Below are 21,731 nucleotides of genomic sequence, written 5' to 3'. Positions count from 1 at the left end.
AATCTATTTTTAATATGATTTGGAGATGTAATGCAAAAAATATATAAATTCATTATCTTGATTTTACTCCTCTCTGGCGGCTCCCTTTTTCTATTTACTCAGTTCGTATTAAATTATAATCAACAGATCAACAAAACAAAAAATGAGATTAATGGTCTTGCTTTTGCGCAAAAATTACAATTTTTTATTCTAGATATTCAAAAAATAAGAGGTTATGGGCAGTTTGAAAAAGAGTTTTTAGATGATGCGGAGTCTAAGTTAGTGCAGGATGAGATTAGATTCGTAACCCTAAGTATAAAAAAAGATATTAATGAGCTCAAAGCAAGTCAAAAGCTATACCCACAAATATATGACACACACTATAACTCCATAATAGAGGAGCTTGGCGAAACGCTAGGCTCTAACCAAGACAGTGAGATAAAATTTAAAAAACTCACTTATATTATTGAGCAACTAAAAGAGAAGATGTATTATCTTGGCTTTAAATCAGAGCTTCTGCTAGAGTCTGATAATGATAAATACTATTTAGTAGATATGATGTTAAAACATATTCCAAGTCTGATAGAGACAGTTGCTAAGATTCGAGGCGAAGCTTCAAGAGCTATGCTTGAAAACTCGGCCACAAGTGAACTTAAATACTCTCTTGCTAGTAGCTGTTCATCATGTAAAGATAGCAGTAAGCAGATTATGAAAATCTTAAATGACATGAATGAAAATGTGGAAAAAACAAGATTGATTGCTCTATTGGATGGAATTACTTTAGAGTCACAAAAAATGCAGGAGTATATTAAACAAACAGTTGTTTCCGATAATGCAGATTTAAATGCATTTGAGTTTTTCAAAGTATCTACTGATGTCATAAATAAAATACTGGAGTTTTATAAAACCGATGCTGAATTTCTAAATAAACGATTAAATGACAAGCTAGATGCATTAGAAACAGCAAAACTAAAAGGAATAATTATTGGCGTAGCGGTTGTTTTGTTTATAATTTTGATGATATTTTCAATGATTAGAAGCTCGCTTCTTTATATAAAAAGTGAAAAGCGAATAAAAAATAATTTAACATCAATAATAAACCTTAAAAACAGTCTTGAAAAATGCAGTTCGATTCAGGATATATCATCAACTTCACTCTATTTTTTTGCAGATAAATTTAATATCGTTCAGGGAGTAATCTATCTTTTTAATGAAGAGAACAACAAGCTATATCTAGCTTCATCTTATGCAACAAACAAAATGCAACAGATTGTTGAGTTAGGAGAAGGTTTTGTTGGTGAAGTCGCTGTTCAAAAGCGACATATTCATACACTTATGAGTGATAGCAAAAGAGCGACTGGAATAGAGTCTATTATAATAAGCCCATCAAGTATTTATACAGTACCTCTAATAAGCTATGATAAACTTTTTGGTGTATTGCAACTAGGGTTTATAGATGATAACAATATAGTCCACAACGATGACTTTAAATATTTTATTGATATGATTATTGGTTTTTTACGAGATGCAAAAAATTCTGAAACAAGCCGGAAATATATAGATCTTATAGATAAATATGTCATTACTTCAAAAACAAATACAAAAGGTGTTATTACTGATGTTAGTGATGCATTTACTAAAATTACAGGCTATACAAAAGATGAAATTATAGGAAATTCACATTCAATAATTAGGCATCCAGATACTGAAGATGTAATATATGAAGATATGTGGAAAATCATAAAAAGTGGAAAAATATATAAAGGAGAGATGAAAAATCTCAATAAGGCTAATAAGGAGTATTGGGTTGACGCAACCATAACGCCACTGACTGATAGATATGAAAATATATTGGGCTACTCTGCGATATATCACGACATAACAGATAAGAAAAGAATTGAAGAGTACTCTATAACGGATGCTCTCACTGGACTTTACAACAGACGCTTTTTTGATATAACATTAAGTAACGAATTAAGAGTCTCAAAAAGAGAGAATAAAAACTTAATTCTGTTGATGGTTGATATTGATTATTTTAAACAATACAATGATACTTATGGCCATTTAAAGGGAGATGAAGTTCTTAAGGCAATATCTTCGGTAATGAAAACATTTTTTAAGCGAGCAAATGACCATGTTTATAGATTAGGTGGTGAAGAGTTCGCAGTTTCGTTTTACTCGAATAATTTGAAGAACGGGCTCGATAGAGCAGAATCGTTGAGAATAAACATAGGGAACCTAAAAATAGAACACAGCACAAGCCCAATATCTAAATATGTTTCAATTTCGGCTGGAATCTCTTTTATACCAAAAGAGTGCGTTATGGAGATGAATGAGATATATGAAGCGACAGATAAGGCGCTTTATAGGGCTAAAGAGAATGGAAGAAATAGGATTGAAGTATCATCTGTTAATCTCTAATCATATCGTATGTCAAAGGATATGATGGAGCAAAAGTAGTTTCACTAATTTTTTGATTTTGCTTTTGATTTTTAAACATTATTTTAACTCTATTTTCGAACTCATCAATATATGAGATTGATTCTATAAAATTTGCATTTTTTACTATTTTGAATTTTGAATTTTTATAGCTTGTTTCATATGTGTTTTTTTTAATCTCTTTTGAGTTACTTATCATTCTAAAAAAGTTAAAATCAGATTCAACTTTTCTAAATATGACTTGCTCTATTTCTGGCTCAACAACTGTCACCTCAAAACTATTAATATAAATCTCTTTTTTTACTGGCTTTAAATATGTCCACCGTACACTTTGAGGTTTTGAGGCAAACATATGCCCACTGTATGCAAGAACTGTATTTTTTTCATCTGTAATTGTCTGTGTAAAATCAGCTTCGAATGTATTAATATTCTCAAGAGAAGCAAATGCCTGAGATAATAGCATCATGATGAAAATTATTGACTTCATTTTGTTCCTTGTATTTTTGAAAAATTATATCTAAGCAATCGTTTACATATCGTTTGGTATCAATAAAAAAAATATAATTACTCACAACTTAAATCTCTATATTCTGCTGTGTAACTAGTATGTCTAAAGGTTTGATTTATATAGTTATAATTATATCTGTGTTAAAATAAACGCAATTTCAGTGATAGATAATTACAAGGTTAGCTATCGATAATAAGGTTGAAAATGCTACAAGCATTACTAGGTAAAGTGTTCGGTACTACAAATGACCGTGAGATAAAAAGATATATAAAAATAGTTGATAGCATTAATGCTCTTGAGAGCAGATACAAATCTCTTAGTGATGATGAATTAAAAAATAGTTTTAATGAACTTAGAGATAGTGTTTTAAGTAAAAAGATAAGCTTAGATGATGCCCTAATCGACTCTTTTGCAATAACAAGAGAAGTTGGTTCTCGTGTCTTAAATATGAGACATTTTGATGTTCAGCTCATCGGTGGAATAGTTCTACATGAGGGTAAAATTGCAGAGATGAAGACAGGTGAGGGTAAAACACTGGTTGCAACCCTAGCTATTGTCCTTAATGCAATGGACGGAAAGGGTGTTCATCTTGTAACTGTTAATGATTATCTGGCAACAAGAGACGGTAATGAGATGAGACCACTCTATGAATTTCTTGGTTTTAGTGTTGGTGTTATACTTGAAAATATGAATGACTTAGCTATAAAAAGAGAGATCTACGCAGCAGATATAACCTATGGAACAAATAACGAGTTTGGATTTGACTATCTAAGGGATAATATGAGCTATTCAGCTGAAAATATGGTTCAAAGAAGCCATAATTTCGTTATCGTTGATGAAGTTGATAGTATCTTGATTGATGAAGCCAGAACGCCTTTGATTATATCTGGACCAACAAACAGAATTATGCAAAACTATGTAGATGCGAACAACATTGCACTTAAACTTGAAAAAGATACTCACTTTACGGTTGATGAAAAAGATAGAGTTGTTTTGATTACGGAAGATGGAATAACAAAAGCTGAAGAGTTATTTGGTGTTGAAAATTTATATAGTGCAGAAAATGCATCTCTACCACACATGCTAGATCAAGCTTTAAAAGCTAACTATCTTTTTGAAAAAGATGTTGACTATGTCGTAAATAATGATGAAGTTGTGATAGTAGATGAGTTTACAGGTCGTCTTAGTGAAGGTCGCCGTTTCTCGGAAGGTCTGCATCAAGCGCTTGAAGCAAAAGAGCAGGTTCACATAAAAGAAGAGACTCAAACACTTGCTGATATAACATTCCAAAACTATTTTAGAATGTACAACAAACTAGCTGGAATGACAGGAACAGCGGAGACAGAAGCATCTGAGTTTGCTCAAATCTACTCATTAGATGTTGTCTCAATCCCAACAAACATACCTATTTCAAGAAAAGATTTAAATGACTTGATTTATAAAACAGAAAGAGAAAAGTTTGAAGCTGTAATTGAAACTATAAAAAAATTATCAAAAACAGGTCAGCCTGTATTGATAGGTACGGCATCAATTGATAAATCAGAAGTCCTTCATGAAATACTAAAAAAAGAGAAGATAGCGCATACGGTTTTAAATGCTAAGAACCATGCTCAAGAGGGTGAGATTATTAAAAGTGCTGGTGTAAAAGGTGCCGTAACGATTGCCACAAATATGGCTGGACGCGGTGTTGATATTAAAGTTAATGATGAAGTTAGAGAGCTTGGTGGACTTTACATTATTGGAACAGAAAGACATGAAAACCGCCGTATAGATAATCAGCTTCGTGGTCGTAGTGGACGACAAGGTGATGCTGGTACTACTCAATTTTATCTTAGTTTAGAAGATAGTTTGCTTCGTATATTTGGAAGTGATAAGATTAAGAGTATTATGGAAAGACTAGGTATCGAAGATGGTGAATATATAGAGTCAAAGATGGTAACTCGTGCAGTTGAAAAGGCTCAGAAAAAAGTTGAAAATATGCACTATGAGGGCAGAAAACAGATTGTTGAGTATGATGATGTTGCAAATGAGCAGAGAAAAATAGTATATAAATTTAGAAATCAGCTGATTGATAAAAACTTTGATATTGGTACAAAAATTGATGAAATTAGAGCTGAATATATAGAGCATCTCTTTTTCGAGGCAAATATTTTTGGTAGCGGCACTAAAGAGGATTTTAACCTAGAAAAGTTATCAAAGATAATTAAAGAAGAGATAAATCTAGAGTTAGATATCACGGCTCTCTCTTCTTTTGAGTATGATGAGTTACTAAAAGTAGTCACTGATAGCGTTAAAAAATCTTATGATCATAAAATGAGTGTAATTGATAGTGAAACTGCAAGCAATATTGAGAGAGAGCTTTATTTAAAAGAGCTAGATAGTGCTTGGAGAGAACATCTTTACGCTATGGATAATATGAAAACTGGAATTAGACTAAGAGCCTATAACCAAAAAGACCCATTAGTCGAATACAAAAAAGAGAGTTATGGTCTTTTTACAGAACTTGTAAGTAGTATTAAGTTTAATGCAATCAAAACCCTTCAAATTATCCAATTTAGAATGGAAGATCCAGAGGAAGAAGCGAGAGAGGCTGCTGAACATTTAGAGCTACAAAGAAGAGTTGATGAGTTTGCTACAACGCAGATGAATCATCAAGAAGAGACGGACAATAAAAAAGTCTCTAGAAATGAAGATTGCCCATGTGGAAGCGGTAAAAAATATAAGCAGTGCTGTGGAAAAAGTGGTCCAAAAAAAGGTGTTTTTGCTTCTTGAAAAATTCAATAGTTCCATATCTTGTCAAGAGATTTTTACGCTTCGATAAAGAGCAACCATTTATCTTCCTATCGGCACTTCTTGCGTTTTTGGGGATATCTTTGGGCGTTATGGTGCTTTTGATTGCAATGGCGCTTATGAATGGTTTTGACAATGAGTTCAAGAAAAAACTCACTATTATGAACTATCCATTAACTGTTATGCCTAAGTTTTATGGAGCAGTTGATAACAATCTGCTTGTAAGCTTAAAGGCAAAATTTCCAGATTTAAAATTTAGTCAGTATGTTCAGTCTACAATTATGGCAAGAAGTGGGTCTGTCTTGGAGGGTGGTTATATTTTTGGAGTTGATTTTGACAGCGAGGCTCAAGTTAACAGTATTCTAAAAAAAGCTTCAGCGAATAAAAAATTTGAAAAATTTGATGTTATCGTGGGTAAATCACTAAAAGATGAATTTTCTCTTTTTGATGGTGATAAAGTTATGTATATATTTACAGATGTTGAGCCGGGCGGACTCTCTATCACCCCAAAGATAAAAAGATTCCAACTTAAATCAGTTTTTGATTCTGGGCTCTCAGCCTACGACAAAGCCTATAGTTATACAACAATTTCTTCACTTCAAGCTATTTTAAACCTGCCAAGTGGTCAATATGATGGAATTCACATTTTTTCAAACAATCCACAAGAAGATATTCTAAAAATCAAACAATTTCTACCAGAAAATGTTGTTATTAAAGGTTGGTGGGAAGAAAATACAAACTTTTTTGCGGCGCTAGAGTTGGAAAAAGCCTCACTTTTTATAGTTTTAATGCTTATTATTTTAATAGCAGCAATTAATATAATCTCTTCACTTTTAATGACTGTTATGAACAGAAGAAGTGAAATTGCTCTGCTTTTGTCTCTTGGGGCAACAGCTGTTGAAGTAAAAAAAGTATTTTTATATCTCGGTATAGTTATAGGCGTTAGTGGTATTTTGGCTGGAGTTGCTTTTGGTATGGGCGGAATGTGGATTCTTAGCACTTTTGATATTGTCCATCTTCCTAAAGATGTTTATCCAACCACAACTCTTCCGCTTGATTTGAGTGTTAAAGACTTTGTGCTTATTGTTATTGGTGCATTTGGGATTGTTGTAGCATCATCATACTATCCTGCCAAAAAGGCAAGCGAAGTGGATATTTTAACTGTTCTTAGAAATGAGTAGAAAAACCAACATTAAACCAAGCAAGATAGTTAATTGGTTTAATGTGGTTGTTTATCTTTATCTTTTTTAAATAGCTCAAATGGATACATAAGTGTTCTTTTTATAATATTCAGAGGTGCCACAGCTATATCTCTAGCTATTTGTGTATCTACTTTTGGATCATTAAGCGCTCCTGTGACTTTTAATGAAGTAGATATTGCATTGTTTTCCAGCAATATATATCCAACTACTGGTATTTTTGCGATAGAACTACCAAGGTCAGTTTTTAAATTTAAATCTAAGTTTACGGTATTATTTTTTATGCTAGCTTCCCCAAGACCGACAATTGTGACCTCTTTTGACATAACAGAGATATCATCTATCTTGTAGACATCATTTTTGTATTTAAAATTTATATAGGCGCTAGTAGTATCAAATCCGCTTCTGTTATATCCAGGAAGGGAGAATGTCACAAGAGATGGTATTGTGTTCACAAAAGCAAGTACATTGTTTAACACTTTGTGATCTTTAATTGTTGTGTTTTTAGCTTCAATCAGTCCACTGTATTCGTCAACTGAACCGTTTATTGAGAAGCCAAATACACCACCACTAAATTTTGATAAATATGAGATTTTTTTTGCAAACTCATCATCAAAATCTTTGCCATTTAGGGTGAATTTATCATTATAATATGTTAGGTTAGCACTTCCTTTCTTGTGAGTCAATTTGGCTGTTAAAATTTTATCAAGATAACTGAGATTTATTGCGTCAGAGATTATATGTCTATGCTTACTTAGGAATATATTGCTATTAAATGCATCAAAATAAAGCTCTTTATCATTATTATTTTTGACCCTATTTTCTACAATATTATTTGGTGTGCTATCTTTATTGATATCCACAAGCAGTCTTATTAATTCATCAAAGTTTATTCCAATATTTTTAGCTTTTATTTTTATGTCATCCCCAATTAGTACATCCACCGAATTGTTTACACTAAAAGAGATACCTTTTGTTTTGTTATTTATCTCTCCATACGCCATATAGGTTTCTACTGGATTTTCACCGTTAACCAAGACTTTATATTTATAGTTTGTATGCGCAGAAAAATTTATATTTTCCTCATCATCCTTGTTGTAAAAATTTATATTTCCATTTGTTATTCCATATTTTTTTAAAAATTCAGAATTATTAGCTATCTTATCTATGGATTTAAATTTTAGTTCCCACCTGTTTTGCGCCATAACATACTCAATGTCATAATCTTTTGAGTTTATTACTGTTTTGTTATCCCTGTTTTCAATATTTAATCTTATATTTTTATCTTTTTTAAATATCTCTTTTAAGTCATTATCAACAAAAGCAATATTGTACATATCTGTGATTCCGCTTGAAGTTGATGTATTGTATTGCGCATTTATAGATGTTTGTATTAGTTCATTAACATTTAATTGCATATTTTTTATCTGTAGTAGACCATCTGAAATATTTAATTTTGCATTTTTTAAAGAGCACTTTTTATCAGCAACCATAAGATTTATATTACTATTTGATAAAAAAGTAAAATTGTTATCATATGTAAATTTTATTGGTAGTGACGACTGATTGAGTTTGATTTTATTGTAGCTAAATTTAGATAAGTTGATATCTACATTGGCTCTTAATGGCTTTAAGTATAGGTTTCCTGAGGCAGAGGCGGATAAAAATCCACTTGATTCTATTGATGTTTTTGGTATCATTATCTTTAAATTTTTTGTATCAACCAACGATTGCATTGGAGAAACTTTTATTAAATTATCTTTATAGTTCCACGAGGATTCACCAATCTTTATAATCTCCTGTTTTGGAGAGATGCTATAAAGTATGTTTAATGGTGTTTTAGTGTTTGTTAGCTCTAAGCCTATTTCGCTAAAAGCTATTTTGTTGACCTTAAAACTTAAATTTCCACTGGACTCTTTTGTGTTAAAATCTATATCCAGGTACGAAGAGGCAATATCTTGATACTTTGCAAATATATTTTTTGCTTTTACAATGGAGTTGTCCAAAGAGACATTTGCATCAAAAATATCAATATTTAGCCCTTGATATTTTATCTGCGCATTTTCAGTTTGAAAGTTGCCAGTTGCCTTAACATCTACTGTTCTTAGATTTATATCTAGCGTTAAATTAGTTTTGAGCTCACCTTTCGTCTGCAGCAAGGGTAGGTTTATTTTATAGTGATTAAGAAGGTTTAACACATCTTGATTTGCTTGACCAGTAAAAAGTAGATATATAGATAGCAGTTCTTCTTTTTTTGAAAAATCAATCTTTAGCCAGCTCTTATCAAGAAAGAAGTTGTATGTGTGTGTATCTTTTGGTTTTATATATAATACGCCATGAAGTAATTCAATATCTGTCTTACTTGTATTGATTGGCTCTAATTTTGCATCATATCTGTATACAAGGTTGTTGGCGGTTGCTTTTAGTGATATATTTTTATATGCGTCTTCCGTTTTACTGTATTCAACCCATCCGTGAAAACTTTCTAGTGACAGATCTGAGAGTGTCATGGCATCATAAAGCCAATATTTAATATCTGGTTTAAAATTAAATATATCTACTATTTTTTTTATATCTTTTATATTGCTTGGAGATTCTATGTTGTAAAAAAATTCTTTCATATTACTAGTAGCATATAGTTTGAGTGGAGCATTGTCATTTATGCTGATGTTTAGAAGCGAAGTAAGTTCGGCTTCACTTGAGGTATCATATATTAAATTGCCATCTATTTTTATATCTTTTTTCTTGTCTTGAAGAGACTCTATATTTAGATTTAAGTATTTAGAAGAGAAAGATATGGAACTTTTTAGATTAAAGTCAGCAGAAGAGAGCGTAAATAGTCCACTTTTGCCATCCAGATACTTAAATGAACCAGACATATCATTGTAGTGAATTGTCTGCACTGATATTTTTTCAAACCAGTGATTAAAAAGTTTTATGTACTTTAATAATTTTTTTATATCAGTGAGTTCTATAGGCGGTTTTTTTGGATCTGTCTCTTTTTTTATGTTTATTTCATCTATCGTTACACTTAATTTATTGTTCCATTTCACATCTATTTTTTTAATGTTTATGTTTGGAAGCGATACATTATTTAGATATACTCCATTTAATAAAAGTAGAAATAAGACAGAGAGTGTTACAAAAATGATAGAGAGAGTGTTGATGAAAAAAGAGTGGATTTTAGAGATTGTATTAATAATCATTTTAACTTTCATGTACTACCTAAACAAGCCTATAAATTCCCCAAAAGTCATATATGTACCTGAAGGTTCGATAAACAAGATTATAACACATCTGGGCAACAAAAACTACAATGTAAATAAACTAGATTCGCTGATTTTAAGATTTATGGGAACACCGCAGTATGGATGGATTAATATAGGTGCAACTACAAATACAAAAGCTGATTTTTTATATAAATTAGCAACCTCAAAAGCCGCGCTTAAGGAGATAATGCTTATTCCTGGTGAAACAACTTATATCTTTTTAAATTATCTAGCAAGTGAACTTGCTTTAAATAGAGACTTACTTCAAAGCGAATACGACGCTCAGTCCAATAAGCCAGAAGGTGCTCTTGTTCCAAATACATACAAGTTTCCTTTTGGTATAACCGAAAAGATGGTTATAAAAATACTACTATCCAAATCCATTATTCAAATGAAAGAGGCGTCAATTAAGATATTTGGTAACTACGATGAGAAAAGATGGTTTCATTTTGTAACAGTTGCTTCAATTATACAAAAAGAGTCGGCAAATACTAGGGAGATGCCAATAGTTAGTTCTGTAATTTACAATAGACTTAAGCAAAATATGAAGCTTCAGATGGATGGAACACTTAATTATGGTAAATACTCACACGAAAAGGTAACCCCAAAGAGAATCAAGGATGATTATTCCCCATACAATACATATAAGTATAGTGGCATTCCTGCCTCTCCTGTATGCAATGTAAGTTTTGATGCAATTAAAGCAGCTATATTTCCAGCACAGACAAAAAACCTCTATTTTATGAAGTCTAGCAGAGGAACGCATGATTTTACTAGTAACTATTCTACACACTTAACCAATATAAAGCGTGCTACTAAATGAAACATAAACTAAAAATAAATGAATCATAGTCGCTTTATTTAAGTATGTTATTTATCTGGTGGTAATATACATTTCATAAATTTTTATGAAAATTATTTATTTATAAAAATAAAATATTACCCCAAGGAGTAAAGATGTCAAAAATTATTTGGTCTAAAATTGATGAAGCACCAGCTTTAGCAACATATTCACTTTTACCTATAGTAAATGCTTTTACACAAGCAGCAGGAGTTGAAGTTGAAACTAGAGATATCTCATTGGCAGGTAGAGTTATCGCCACATTTCCTGAGTTTTTAAGTGATTCACAAAAAATAGCTGATGATTTAGCATTTTTAGGTGAGGTTGTTCAGCAGCCTGATGGAAATGTTATCAAGCTTCCAAATATTTCAGCGTCTATTCCTCAGCTTAAAGAGTGTATTGCTGAACTTCAATCTCAAGGTTATAAACTACCAGATTTTCCAGAAAATCCATCAACTGATGCGGACAAAGAGCTTTTAGCTAAGTATTCAACTTGTCTTGGTTCAGCCGTAAACCCAGTTCTTCGTGAAGGCAACTCAGACAGAAGAGCTGCAGCTGCTGTTAAGAATTTTGCAAAGAAAAATCCACATAAATTAAGAGCATTTTCTGAAAATTCTAAAACATATGTTTCTCACATGAATAGTGGAGATTTTTATGAGAATGAAAAATCTGCAATTAAGAGCGGTGATGGGAAAGTAAGAATTGAGTTAAATGGTAAGCTTTTAAAAGAGATTTCTGCATCTGATAAAGAAGTTTTAGATGGTACTTTTATGTCGAAAAAAGCACTTAGAGCATTCTATGCGAAAACTCTTGAAGAAGCAAAATCTAAAGATGTTTTATGGTCACTTCACTTAAAAGCTACCATGATGAAAGTTTCAGATCCTATCATGTTTGGACATGCTGTTGAAGTGTTTTTTAAAGATGTTTTTGCAAAATACGCAGCAGAGTTTAAAGAGATTGGTGTAAATGCCAATTTGGGACTTGGTGATTTATATAAAAAATTAGCAAAACTTCCAGCTGATAAAAAAGCTGAAATAGAAGCTGCGATAATGGCTACTTATGAGATCCAGCCTGCTATGGCAATGGTTGATTCTGATAAAGGAATCACAAATCTTCATGCATCAAATGACATTATTATTGATGCTTCAATGCCAGTGGTTGTTCGTGATGGTGGAACTATGTGGAACGCTGCTGGCAAAGTGCAAGAGTGCGTATCTGTAATTCCTGATAGATGTTACGCAACAATGTACAAAGAGATAGTTGATGATTGTGTAAAAAATGGTCAATTTAGTGTATCTACTATGGGAAGTGTTGCGAATGTTGGACTTATGGCACAAAAAGCTGAAGAGTATGGTTCTCATCCAACTACTTTTGAGATAGCAGAAGATGGTGTAGTTAAAGTACTTGATACTGATGGCTCAACTTTAATGGAATTCAATGTTGAAGCTGGCGATATTTGGAGAATGTCAAGAGCTAAAGACATTCCAATTAAAGACTGGGTTAGACTTGCAGTTGAGAGAGCTAGGCTAACAAAAACACCAGCTGTTTTCTGGCTAGATGAAAATCGTGCTCATGATGCAAATATGATCAAAAAAGTAAACGAATACTTAAAAGATTATGACACGACTGGTTTAGAGTTGCCAATACTAGCACCTGAAAAAGCTATGACTTATTCACTAAAAAGAGTTAGAGCAGGGCTCGATACCATATCTGTAACTGGAAATGTTTTAAGAGATTATCTAACTGACCTTTTCCCAATTTTAGAGCTTGGAACATCTGCAAAAATGCTTTCAATCGTTCCTCTTTTAGCTGGTGGCGGTCTGTTTGAAACTGGTGCCGGCGGATCTGCTCCTAAGCATGTTGACCAATTCTTGGCTGAGGGACATTTAAGATGGGATTCTTTAGGGGAGTTTTTAGCGCTTGCTGAATCTTTAAGATTTATTGCTCAAAAAAATAACTCTAAAAAACTTGAAGTTGTAACTGCAGCTTTAGATATCGCCAACAACGCATATCTTGATAACAACAAAGAGCCGAGTAGAAAATGTGGAGAGCCTGACAATAAAGCATCTCACTTCTTCTTAGCTCAATTCTGGGCTGATGCACTCGCAAAACAGACAGATGATGCAGAGTTAGCTGCTAAGTTTGCTCCCGTTGCTGCTGCACTAAAAGATAACGAAACAACAATTATTTCTGAGCTTCTTTCAGTCGAAGGAAAAGCTCAAGATATTGGCGGATATTATCATCCTGATGACGCTAAGGCTGAAGCTGCAATGAGACCATCGGTAACGCTAAATAGTATTGTAAATAAAATCTAGTACTATTTGATTACAAAGAGAATTATTTCTCTTTGTAATTTTTACTTTTTATATGAAACTTTTTTAGTATTATATAAAAGGCAAAATTGTCTTTAGTTTAGTATTGATATGATTTAATATTTTAATGCAAGGAGTCTAAATGAATCAAGGAAAAAGAGTAGGGATCGTTGGTGCTGGTAATGTTGGCGCAACAGTGGCTTACTCTCTGGCTATGCTTGGAGCATGTCATGAAATAATCCTTAGAGACAATAAAATTGATATAGCACGCGGTAAAGCGCTGGATATGAGTCAAGCTGCTTCAGCTGTTAGAAGTCATACGATTGTGACCGTGGCTGAAGAGATGTCTGATTTGTCAGATTGTGATGTTGTGATTGTAACAGCTGGAAGTCCTAGACTTCCAGGCATGAGTCGTGATGATCTTCTTATGATAAATGCAAACATCACAAGAGAGGTTATTTTGGGTGTCGCTAGATACTCCCCAAATGCGATAATCATAATGGTTTCAAATCCGCTTGACGCTATGACTTATGTTGCGCTGAAAGAGAGTGGGTTTGAGAGAAGTCGTGTTATAGGAATGGCTGGTATACTTGATAGTTCTCGCATGGCTAGTTTTATACAAGAAAAGCTAGGATACGGCGGAGGTCAGATTCGTGCATCTGTGATGGGTGGACATGGAGATGATATGGTTCCTCTTCCTCGCTACTCTACTGTGGCTGGGGTCCCACTAGCTGATATTTTAAATAGAGATGAAATTGATGAAATAATAACTCGTACTCGTAATGGTGGTGCAGAAATAGTGAGTTATTTAAAAACTGGCTCTGCTTATTATGCACCCGCAAAAGCAACATCTATAATGGTTGAAGCAATCTTAAAAGATACAAAACAGATCTACCCATGTGCTGTGTTTTTAGACGGTGAGTATGGTTTTAGCGATGTTGTCTCTGGTGTTCCGGTGATGCTTGGAGCAAATGGAGCTGAGAAAATCATAGAGATAACCCTTGATGACGCAGAAAAAGAGATGTTTAGAGGCTCTTGTGAATCAGTAAAAACATTAATTGAAACATTAAATAAAAATAATTTTTTTGAAGGAGAATAGTAAAATGAAGACGCGTACAGAAAAAGACACAATGGGAGCAATCCAAGTTCCAATAGATGCATATTGGGCAGCTCAAACACAAAGATCAATTGAAAATTTTGCAATTGGTGAAGAGACCATGCCTTATGAGATAACAAGAGCTTTCTCTTATCTTAAAAAAGCGGTTGCTTTAGTAAACAGTGATTTAGGCAAACTCGATGCTAAAAAAGCAGAAGTAATTGCACAAGCTGCTGATGATATGTTAAATGGTAAACTTGATGGAAATTATCCTCTTGTTGTTTGGCAGACAGGTTCAGGAACTCAATCAAATATGAACCATAATGAGGTTCTTGCAAATCGTGCTACTGAGATTCTTGGAGGCGATTTTAGGGTTGAAAAACTTATTCATCCAAATGATGATGTAAATAAATCTCAAAGTTCAAATGACACTTATCCAACAGCTCTTCATGTTGCTGCTGTTATTGCAGTTGAAGAGAGAGTTTTGCCTGCGATTGCAAAACTCAAGGCAACACTGATTGATAAATCCGCAAAATTTGAGTCAATTGTAAAAATCGGACGAACACATCTTCAAGACGCTACTCCAATCACGCTAGGTCAAGAGATAAGTGGTTGGGTTGAGATGTTAAATAAGTGTGAAAAAATGGCTAAAACTTCTTTAGAGGCTGTTCGTGAACTTGCACTTGGTGGAACTGCCGTTGGAACTGGACTTAACGCTCATCCAGAGCTAGGCGAGAGAGTTGCTAAAAAACTAACAGAACTAACGGGTCATCAATTTATTACTGCACCAAATAAGTTTCATGCGCTAACTTCACATGACGCATTAGTATTTGCACATGGTGCACTAAAAGCACTCTCTGCTGATATGATGAAAATTGCTAATGATGTTAGATGGTTGGCGTCAGGTCCTAGATGTGGTATTGGCGAAATTGAGATTCCAGAAAATGAGCCAGGTTCGTCTATTATGCCAGGAAAAGTAAATCCTACTCAAGCTGAGGCTGTAACTATGGTTACTTGTCAAGTTTTTGGAAATGATGTTGCTATATCTATGGGTGCATCCCAAGGTAATTTCCAGTTAAATGTTTTCAAGCCAGTTATTGCGTATAACTTTTTACAGAGCTGTCGTTTGTTAGCCGATTCAATTGTCTCTTTCAACGATCATTGTGCGGTTGGAATTGAGCCGGTTGTTGAAAAAATTGATCACTACTTACATAATTCACTTATGTTGGTTACGGCTCTTAATCCACATATCGGATATGACAATGCAGCAAAAATCGCAAAAACTGCTCATGCAAACAAATCAACCCTTAAGCAAACAGCAATAGATTTAGGTCTTTTAACTGCTGAGGAGTTTGATAAGTATGTTATACCTGAAGACATGATTTCACCCAAGGCTTAAAAACTAGAGTAGTGTAAAAACCCATTTAAAACAAGGAGAATATATGAATATACATGAGTATCAAGCAAAACAAATTTTTGCTAAATATGGTGTCCCGACACCAAAAGGAATGTTAGCTAGTTCTGTTGAAGAAGCAGTAGAAAACGCAAAAGTACTTGGTGGTCCAGTTTGGGTTGTAAAAGCTCAAATACATGCAGGTGGTCGTGGTTTAGGTGGCGGTGTCAAACTAGCTCGTTCACTGGATGAAGTTAAAAAATACGCTTCTGAAATTCTTGGAATGACTTTAGTTACTCATCAAACAGGACCAGAGGGAAAATTAGTTCAGAAATTATATATCGAAGATGGTGCTGATATTAAAGATGAGTTATATTTAGGCGTTGTTTTAGATAGAGCAAAAGAGATGCCAATCATAATGGCTTCAACTGAGGGCGGTATGGCAATTGAAGATGTTGCTCATAATACTCCAGAGAAAATTATTAAAGTTGCAGTAGATCCAGCTGTTGGTTTTCAAGGTTTTCACGGTCGTGAGCTAGTTTTTGGACTCGGGATTACTGATCCAGCAGAGCAGGGCAAGTTTATTAAATTTGCAGCGGCGCTTTATAAACTATACCTAGAAAATGATGCAGAGATGATTGAGATAAATCCACTTGTAAAAACAGGAAGCGGTGATTTTATAGCTCTTGATGGAAAAATGGGATTTGATGATTCTGCACTTAGTCGTCATCCGGATATTGAAGCTATGAGAGATATATCAGAGGAAGATGCTGACGAGATGGAAGCTGCAAAATATGGTCTTTCATATATACCTCTTGATGGTGAAATCGGTTGTATGGTAAATGGTGCCGGTCTTGCAATGGGTACTATGGACACAATCAACTATATGGGTGGAACTCCAGCAAACTTTTTAGATGTTGGTGGAAAAGCTAATGCAGAAACAGTTGCAAAGGGCTTTGAGATTATTCTTAAAAATAAAAATGTTAAGGCTATATTTGTAAATATTTTTGGTGGAATTGTTAGATGTGATCGCATTGCCAATGGTATCCTTGAAGCTACAAAATTAGTAGATGTTCATGTTCCAGTAATCGTAAGACTAGATGGTACAAATGCGCCAGAAGCAGCAGAAATTCTTAAAAATGCAAATATTGCAAATATTATAACAGCAACAGATTTAGCAGATGGTGCCGCAAAAGCAGTAGCTGCAGCGAAAGGAAAATAATTTATATGAGTATTTTAGTAAATAAAGATACAAAAGTTATCGTTCAAGGTTTCACAGGTAAAGAGGGTACTTTTCATGCTGAGCAGTGTTTAGCTTATGGAACAAAAATTGTTGGTGGTGTTACGCCAAATAAAGGTGGTCAAGAGCATTTAGGTAAACCAGTATTTAACACAGTTAAAGATGCTGTAAATTCAACTCACGCAACTGTTTCTATGATTTTTGTTCCACCAATGTTTGTAGCAGATGCTGTAATGGAAGCTGCTGAAGCTGGGATAAAACTTGCTGTAATCATCACAGAAGGTGCGCCTGTTCGTGATATGCAAAAAGCAAAAGCACATGCAAACAAACATGGAATGATGACAATCGGGCCAAACTGTCCTGGTATTATAACTGCTGAAGAGTGTAAGATTGGAATTATGCCTGGTATGATTTTCAAAAAAGGAAATATTGGACTTATCTCAAAATCTGGCACACTTACTTATGAGGGTGCAAATCAGGTTTGTAGAGAAGGATTTGGTATAAGCACTGCTGTTGGTATCGGTGGAGATCCAATTATCGGTCTTTCATACAAAGACCTTCTTGCAATGTTTGAGGCAGACACAGAGACAAAAGCAATTGTTATGATTGGTGAGATTGGCGGAGATTTAGAGATTCAAGCAGCATCTTACATCAAAGAGCATATCACTAAGCCTGTTGTAGCTTTTATTGCTGGACAAACTGCTCCTGCTGGTAAGAGAATGGGTCATGCTGGTGCTATAGTGAGTGGTGGTGCTGGAACAGCTAAAGAAAAAATGGCTGCACTAGAGGCTGCTGGTGTAAAAGTTGTTATTTCGCCTGCTGATATTGGAAAAGCTGTAGCGGAAGTTTTGGCTAAATAACTTATCTTGTGCGAGCCCCGTAATGTAACATATTTTGTTATTTAAAGGGCGCTATTAGCACAATTCATAGTAATGTTAAGAAAAATTAGATAACCTAATTATGAAAAAGGTAGCGCTATAAAAATAGTGTAGATGAATCTGCATTTTAATAAAAATAGGAGAATAAATGGGAACTTTTAAAACTGAAAACCCAGGTAATCAGCCTGTGTGGATAAACACAAGTAACTGTAAAGCGTGTGATATTTGTGTTTCTGTATGTCCATCTGGTGTACTTGGTATGGTGTATGAAGTAACATCAACTTTAGGGGCTATGATATCTATAAATAATCCTGAAGCTTGTATTGGTTGTAGTGAGTGTGAGCTTTCATGCCCAGATTTTGCTATATATGTAGCAGAAAAGGCGGATTATAAATTTGCGAAACTAACTGATGACTCTAAAGCTCGTCAAGCGGCAATCGTTGCAAATAATTATATGTCACTAACTGAAAAAGGAGTTAAATAATGGCAAGAGAAGAAATTTCAACTGGTAATGAGCTATGCTCAATGGCAGCGATTGATGCTGGAGCTATGTTTTTTAGTGGATATCCAATTACTCCATCATCTGAAGTAATGCATGTTGCATCAGATTTATTACCAGAAGTTGGTGGTAAGTTTATTCAAATGGAAGATGAAATTGGTGGTATTTGTGCTGCACTTGGCGCTTCTATGACTGGTGTTAAATCATATACTGCAACTTCAGGCCCTGGTATTTCACTAAAAGCTGAGCAGATTGGTTTAGGTTTTATTGCCGAAATCCCACTAGTTATTGTAAATGTTATGCGTGGTGGCCCATCAACTGGTCTTCCAACTCGTGTTTCTCAAGCAGATATTGGTCAGGCGCAATATCCAACTCATGGTGATTTTGCTTCAATAACTCTTTGTGCAGGTAGTTTAACTGAATGTTATACGCAAACAGTTCGCGCGTTTAACTTAGCTGAGAAGTATATGACTCCGGTTTTCATACTTTTAGATGAGACAATTGGTCACATGCACGGAAAAGCTATAATTCCAGATCTTGCAGAAGTTAAAGCAAGTATTGTAAATCGTGCAACATTTGATGGTGCTCCAGCTGATTATAAGCCTTATGATGTTCCAATGAATAAACCAGCAGTTTTAAACCCAATGTTTAAAGGTTACAAATACCATATCACTGGACTACACCATGGACATGAGGGTTTCCCTACGGAAGATGCAGTTCAATGTGAATTTAATATTGAAAGATTAGTTGGTAAAATAAATACAGTTGCTGCTGAGAATGATGGTTTAGATGATTTACCAGATTATGAGGAGTATATGCTAGATGATGCAGAAGTTTGTATCATAGCTTACGGATCAATTGGTCTTGGTGCATATGAAGCTGTTAATAAGCTTCGTGAACAAGGTATTAAAGCTGGTATGTTTAGACCAATTTTATTATGGCCTTCACCAGCTAAAAGATTAGTTGAAATTGGTGCTAAATTTAAAGATAAAATTTTTATTACAGAATTAAACATGGGTCAATACTCAAAAGAGATAGAGAGAGTAATAAAACGAAATGATTTTACAACTCTATTAAAAGCAAATGGTCGTCCAATCGCACCTGCAGAAATGGTAGCAAAAGTTAAGGAGATGATGTAATGGCATTTAATTATGATAAATATTTACGCGTAAATAAGATGCCAACACTTTGGTGTTGGGGATGTGGTGATGGTGTTATTTTAAAAGCTACTATCCGTGCTATTGATAAAATGGGATGGGATATGAACAATGTTTGTGTTGTTTCAGGCATTGGATGTTCTGGGCGCTTTAGCTCATACATTGATTGTAACACAGTTCATACAACTCATGGTCGTACTATTGCGTATGCAACTGGTATCAAACTTGCGAATCCACATATTAATGTAATTGTAGTTGCTGGTGATGGCGATAGTCTTGCAATTGGTGGTAACCACACAATTCATGGTTGTCGTCGTAATATAAATTTGAATTTTATTCTTATTAATAACTTTATATACGGTCTTACAAATTCTCAAATATCTCCAACTACTCCTCAGGGTATGTGGTGTGTATCTGCACAAAATGGTAATATTGACCCAACTTTCAATGCAAGTAATCTTGCAATTGGAGCAGGTGCATCTTTTGTTGCTCGTGAATCAATGATTGACCCTAAGAAACTAGAAAAAATTCTTGTTAAATCTTTTGAACACAAAGGTTTTAGCTTTGTTGAAGTTTTATCAAACTGCCATATTAATCTTGGTCGTAAAAACAAGATGGCTAGTGCAATGGAAAACCTTAACTGGATTGACAGCATTACGGTTGGTAAGAAAAAATGGGATACACTCCCAGAAGATGAGCAGTTAAACTTGCTTCCAACTGGAGTATTAAGACAAGTTGAACAACCTGAATACACTGATATGTATGAAGAAGTTATAAAAGCTGCTCAAGGTAAACGCGGTAAGATTACTCAAGCTGATTTTGTGAAAAAGATATAGGGGTCTACTATGAGAAATTCTTTAAGATTTACTGGTGTTGGCGGTCAAGGTGTTTTGTTGGCTGGTGAGATTATGGCTGCGTGTAAAATCAAAGATGGTGGAAATGGTTTGAAAACCGCAACATACACATCACAAGTTCGTGGTGGTCCAACAGTTGTTGATATAACACTAGATGACAATGAAATTCGTTACCCTTATGCAAATGAAGGTGAGATAGATTTTATGCTTTCTGTTGCAAATGTGAGCTATAACCAATTTAAAAATGGTGTTAAACCAGGTGGAACAATTGTTGTGGATCCAAACTTAGTCCACCCAACAGACGAAGATAGAAAAAAATGGATAATTCATGAAATTCCAATTATCACAATAGCAAAAGAAGAGGTTGGTAATGTTATTACTCAATCAGTAGTTGCACTTGCAATTACAAATACTATGACAAATGTACTTTCAAAGCAATCATTGATTGATACTATGCTTTCTAAAGTACCAGAAAAAGTTCATGCTGCAAATAAGCTAGCATATGAACTTGGCGAAAAATACGCAAACAAAGCTATGGGTAAATAGTTTTAAAAAACAAGTGAAGGCATCCTTGAAAGAGGGTGCCTTTTTTAAATGAGAGCTGTAATATTATTTAGTATCTAATACTTAATAATATTAAATTTTTATTCCTTCCCAGAAAAACTCAACATGTTTTTCAAACTGAGTTGAGAGATTGTTGGCAGAGTTGCTATCAAATCTCATAAGTGTTACCTGCAATCTAATATAGAATAGGGTAGAGATAAACTCATATGCAACCAACATAGGATCAGATGATTTGATAAGTGAATTTTGCATCATAATAAAGAAAGCTTCTGATAGTACTTTTATGTTTTCATTATGAAATTCGCTCATAAACTGCTCTCTAAGCTCTCTGTTTTGGAAAAGCTCAATCATAAGTAGTCTAAACATATTTTCGCTGCTCTTATCAAATGTAAGCAGCTTATACTGCATCGCATATTTTTGTATAAAAGCTTTTCCTTTTATCGCTGATTCTTTAATATTTGATTCATCTTTAGAGAATGGTGTAGTGAAGATATCTTTTGCAACAGACAGAAATATCTCCTCTTTATTTTTAAAGTGATTATATAAAGCACTCTCTCTAATTCCTACTTCTGAAGCTATTTTTCTAACGCTTGTACCTTTGTATCCATGCTCAGAGAATAGGGATATCGAAGCTTTTAATATCTTATCTTTAGTGCTTACTTTTTTTTGAACTACCGTACTATTGGGCATTTATGAACCTTTCTTAGTTGTAT

Annotated in this window: 16 protein-coding genes; 13 read left to right on the top strand and 3 right to left on the bottom strand. The window is 34.0% G+C overall.

Translation table 11 applies throughout. The features are described from left to right. Positions 1 to 30 precede the first annotated feature (30 nt). Positions 31 to 2,400 carry a sensor domain-containing diguanylate cyclase gene (locus PHV22_RS03235; protein ID WP_299945713.1) on the top strand — a complete coding sequence of 790 codons (2,370 nt, stop codon included), beginning with the start codon at positions 31 to 33 and terminating at the stop codon, positions 2,398 to 2,400. On the opposite strand, the gene lolA is transcribed toward PHV22_RS03235, so the two are convergent. Further along, positions 2,390 to 2,905 carry a LolA-like outer membrane lipoprotein chaperone gene (gene lolA / locus PHV22_RS03230; protein WP_295023122.1) on the bottom strand — a complete coding sequence of 172 codons (516 nt, stop codon included), beginning with the start codon at positions 2,903 to 2,905 and terminating at the stop codon, positions 2,390 to 2,392. The genes PHV22_RS03235 and lolA overlap by 11 nt on opposite strands. A gap of 225 nt (positions 2,906 to 3,130) precedes the next feature. Between lolA and secA the strand changes: the two genes are divergently transcribed. Further along, complete coding sequence (secA, locus tag PHV22_RS03225; RefSeq protein ID WP_295023123.1) at positions 3,131 to 5,698, top strand: preprotein translocase subunit SecA; 2,568 nt, start codon at positions 3,131 to 3,133, stop codon at positions 5,696 to 5,698. Further along, positions 5,695 to 6,897: an ABC transporter permease gene (locus PHV22_RS03220; RefSeq protein ID WP_295023124.1), complete on the top strand. Its 1,203-nt coding sequence runs from the start codon at positions 5,695 to 5,697 to the stop codon at positions 6,895 to 6,897. Before secA ends, PHV22_RS03220 begins: the two co-directional genes overlap by 4 nt. Before the next feature lie 38 nt (positions 6,898 to 6,935). Here the strand turns inward: PHV22_RS03220 and PHV22_RS03215 are convergent, their stop codons facing one another. After that, a complete protein-coding gene (locus tag PHV22_RS03215) occupies positions 6,936 to 10,121 on the bottom strand; it encodes an AsmA-like C-terminal domain-containing protein (RefSeq protein ID WP_295023125.1) in 3,186 nt (1,061 codons plus the stop codon). On the opposite strand from PHV22_RS03215, the gene mltG reads away from it, so the two are divergent. From mltG to PHV22_RS03165, 10 genes are all read left to right on the top strand, one after another. Then, positions 10,081 to 11,007: an endolytic transglycosylase MltG gene (gene mltG, locus PHV22_RS03210; protein WP_295023126.1), complete on the top strand. Its 927-nt coding sequence runs from the start codon at positions 10,081 to 10,083 to the stop codon at positions 11,005 to 11,007. The two genes, PHV22_RS03215 and mltG, sit on opposite strands and share 41 nt — an antisense overlap. Positions 11,008 to 11,141: 134 nt before the next feature. Further along, positions 11,142 to 13,340, top strand: a complete 2,199-nt coding sequence (locus PHV22_RS03205) for an NADP-dependent isocitrate dehydrogenase (RefSeq protein WP_295023127.1) — start codon at positions 11,142 to 11,144, stop codon at positions 13,338 to 13,340. 139 nt (positions 13,341 to 13,479) lie between these two features. Beyond that, complete coding sequence (gene mdh / locus PHV22_RS03200; RefSeq protein WP_295023128.1) at positions 13,480 to 14,436, top strand: malate dehydrogenase; 957 nt, start codon at positions 13,480 to 13,482, stop codon at positions 14,434 to 14,436. Positions 14,437 to 14,440: 4 nt separating this feature from the next. Next, complete coding sequence (gene fumC / locus PHV22_RS03195; protein WP_299945707.1) at positions 14,441 to 15,832, top strand: class II fumarate hydratase; 1,392 nt, start codon at positions 14,441 to 14,443, stop codon at positions 15,830 to 15,832. A gap of 43 nt (positions 15,833 to 15,875) precedes the next feature. Next, positions 15,876 to 17,048 (top strand): ADP-forming succinate--CoA ligase subunit beta, encoded by a 1,173-nt coding sequence (sucC, locus tag PHV22_RS03190; protein WP_295023130.1) that lies wholly within the window; start codon positions 15,876 to 15,878, stop codon positions 17,046 to 17,048. A 5-nt stretch (positions 17,049 to 17,053) separates the two neighbouring features. Further along, positions 17,054 to 17,926, top strand: a complete 873-nt coding sequence (gene sucD, locus PHV22_RS03185; protein WP_295023131.1) for a succinate--CoA ligase subunit alpha — start codon at positions 17,054 to 17,056, stop codon at positions 17,924 to 17,926. A 166-nt stretch (positions 17,927 to 18,092) separates the two neighbouring features. Then, on the top strand, positions 18,093 to 18,428 hold the full coding sequence (locus tag PHV22_RS03180; RefSeq protein ID WP_295023132.1) for a 4Fe-4S dicluster domain-containing protein: 336 nt from the start codon (positions 18,093 to 18,095) through the stop codon (positions 18,426 to 18,428). Then, the gene (locus PHV22_RS03175) at positions 18,428 to 19,582 is read left to right on the top strand and encodes a 2-oxoglutarate synthase subunit alpha (RefSeq protein WP_295023133.1); all 1,155 of its coding nucleotides are present in this window, start codon (positions 18,428 to 18,430) and stop codon (positions 19,580 to 19,582) included. The genes PHV22_RS03180 and PHV22_RS03175 overlap by 1 nt, the downstream gene beginning before the upstream one ends. Next, positions 19,582 to 20,436, top strand: a complete 855-nt coding sequence (locus tag PHV22_RS03170; protein WP_295023134.1) for a 2-oxoglutarate ferredoxin oxidoreductase subunit beta — start codon at positions 19,582 to 19,584, stop codon at positions 20,434 to 20,436. The genes PHV22_RS03175 and PHV22_RS03170 overlap by 1 nt, the downstream gene beginning before the upstream one ends. A 9-nt stretch (positions 20,437 to 20,445) precedes the next feature. Next, positions 20,446 to 21,000, top strand: a complete 555-nt coding sequence (locus PHV22_RS03165; protein WP_295023135.1) for a 2-oxoacid:acceptor oxidoreductase family protein — start codon at positions 20,446 to 20,448, stop codon at positions 20,998 to 21,000. Positions 21,001 to 21,090: 90 nt separating this feature from the next. Here the strand turns inward: PHV22_RS03165 and PHV22_RS03160 are convergent, their stop codons facing one another. Then, the gene (locus PHV22_RS03160) at positions 21,091 to 21,708 is read right to left on the bottom strand and encodes a TetR/AcrR family transcriptional regulator (RefSeq protein ID WP_295023136.1); all 618 of its coding nucleotides are present in this window, start codon (positions 21,706 to 21,708) and stop codon (positions 21,091 to 21,093) included. Positions 21,709 to 21,731 lie beyond the last annotated feature (23 nt).

The organism is Sulfurimonas sp. (assembly GCF_028713515.1).
Classification (GTDB): Bacteria; Campylobacterota; Campylobacteria; order Campylobacterales; family Sulfurimonadaceae; genus Sulfurimonas.
Note: the sequence above shows the minus strand (reverse complement) of the source record. Positions and strands in the feature narration are given on the sequence as shown.

Coding starts and splice junctions, on each gene's coding strand:
- PHV22_RS03235 (WP_299945713.1), top strand. CDS start 31: ATGCAAAAAATATATAAATTCATTATCTTGATTTTACTCCTCTCTGGC.
- lolA (WP_295023122.1), bottom strand. CDS start 2,905: ATGAAGTCAATAATTTTCATCATGATGCTATTATCTCAGGCATTTGCT.
- secA (WP_295023123.1), top strand. CDS start 3,131: ATGCTACAAGCATTACTAGGTAAAGTGTTCGGTACTACAAATGACCGT.
- mltG (WP_295023126.1), top strand. CDS start 10,081: ATGAAAAAAGAGTGGATTTTAGAGATTGTATTAATAATCATTTTAACT.
- PHV22_RS03215 (WP_295023125.1), bottom strand. CDS start 10,121: ATGATTATTAATACAATCTCTAAAATCCACTCTTTTTTCATCAACACT.
- PHV22_RS03205 (WP_295023127.1), top strand. CDS start 11,142: ATGTCAAAAATTATTTGGTCTAAAATTGATGAAGCACCAGCTTTAGCA.
- mdh (WP_295023128.1), top strand. CDS start 13,480: ATGAATCAAGGAAAAAGAGTAGGGATCGTTGGTGCTGGTAATGTTGGC.
- fumC (WP_299945707.1), top strand. CDS start 14,441: ATGAAGACGCGTACAGAAAAAGACACAATGGGAGCAATCCAAGTTCCA.
- sucC (WP_295023130.1), top strand. CDS start 15,876: ATGAATATACATGAGTATCAAGCAAAACAAATTTTTGCTAAATATGGT.
- sucD (WP_295023131.1), top strand. CDS start 17,054: ATGAGTATTTTAGTAAATAAAGATACAAAAGTTATCGTTCAAGGTTTC.
- PHV22_RS03180 (WP_295023132.1), top strand. CDS start 18,093: ATGGGAACTTTTAAAACTGAAAACCCAGGTAATCAGCCTGTGTGGATA.
- PHV22_RS03175 (WP_295023133.1), top strand. CDS start 18,428: ATGGCAAGAGAAGAAATTTCAACTGGTAATGAGCTATGCTCAATGGCA.
- PHV22_RS03170 (WP_295023134.1), top strand. CDS start 19,582: ATGGCATTTAATTATGATAAATATTTACGCGTAAATAAGATGCCAACA.
- PHV22_RS03165 (WP_295023135.1), top strand. CDS start 20,446: ATGAGAAATTCTTTAAGATTTACTGGTGTTGGCGGTCAAGGTGTTTTG.
- PHV22_RS03160 (WP_295023136.1), bottom strand. CDS start 21,708: ATGCCCAATAGTACGGTAGTTCAAAAAAAAGTAAGCACTAAAGATAAG.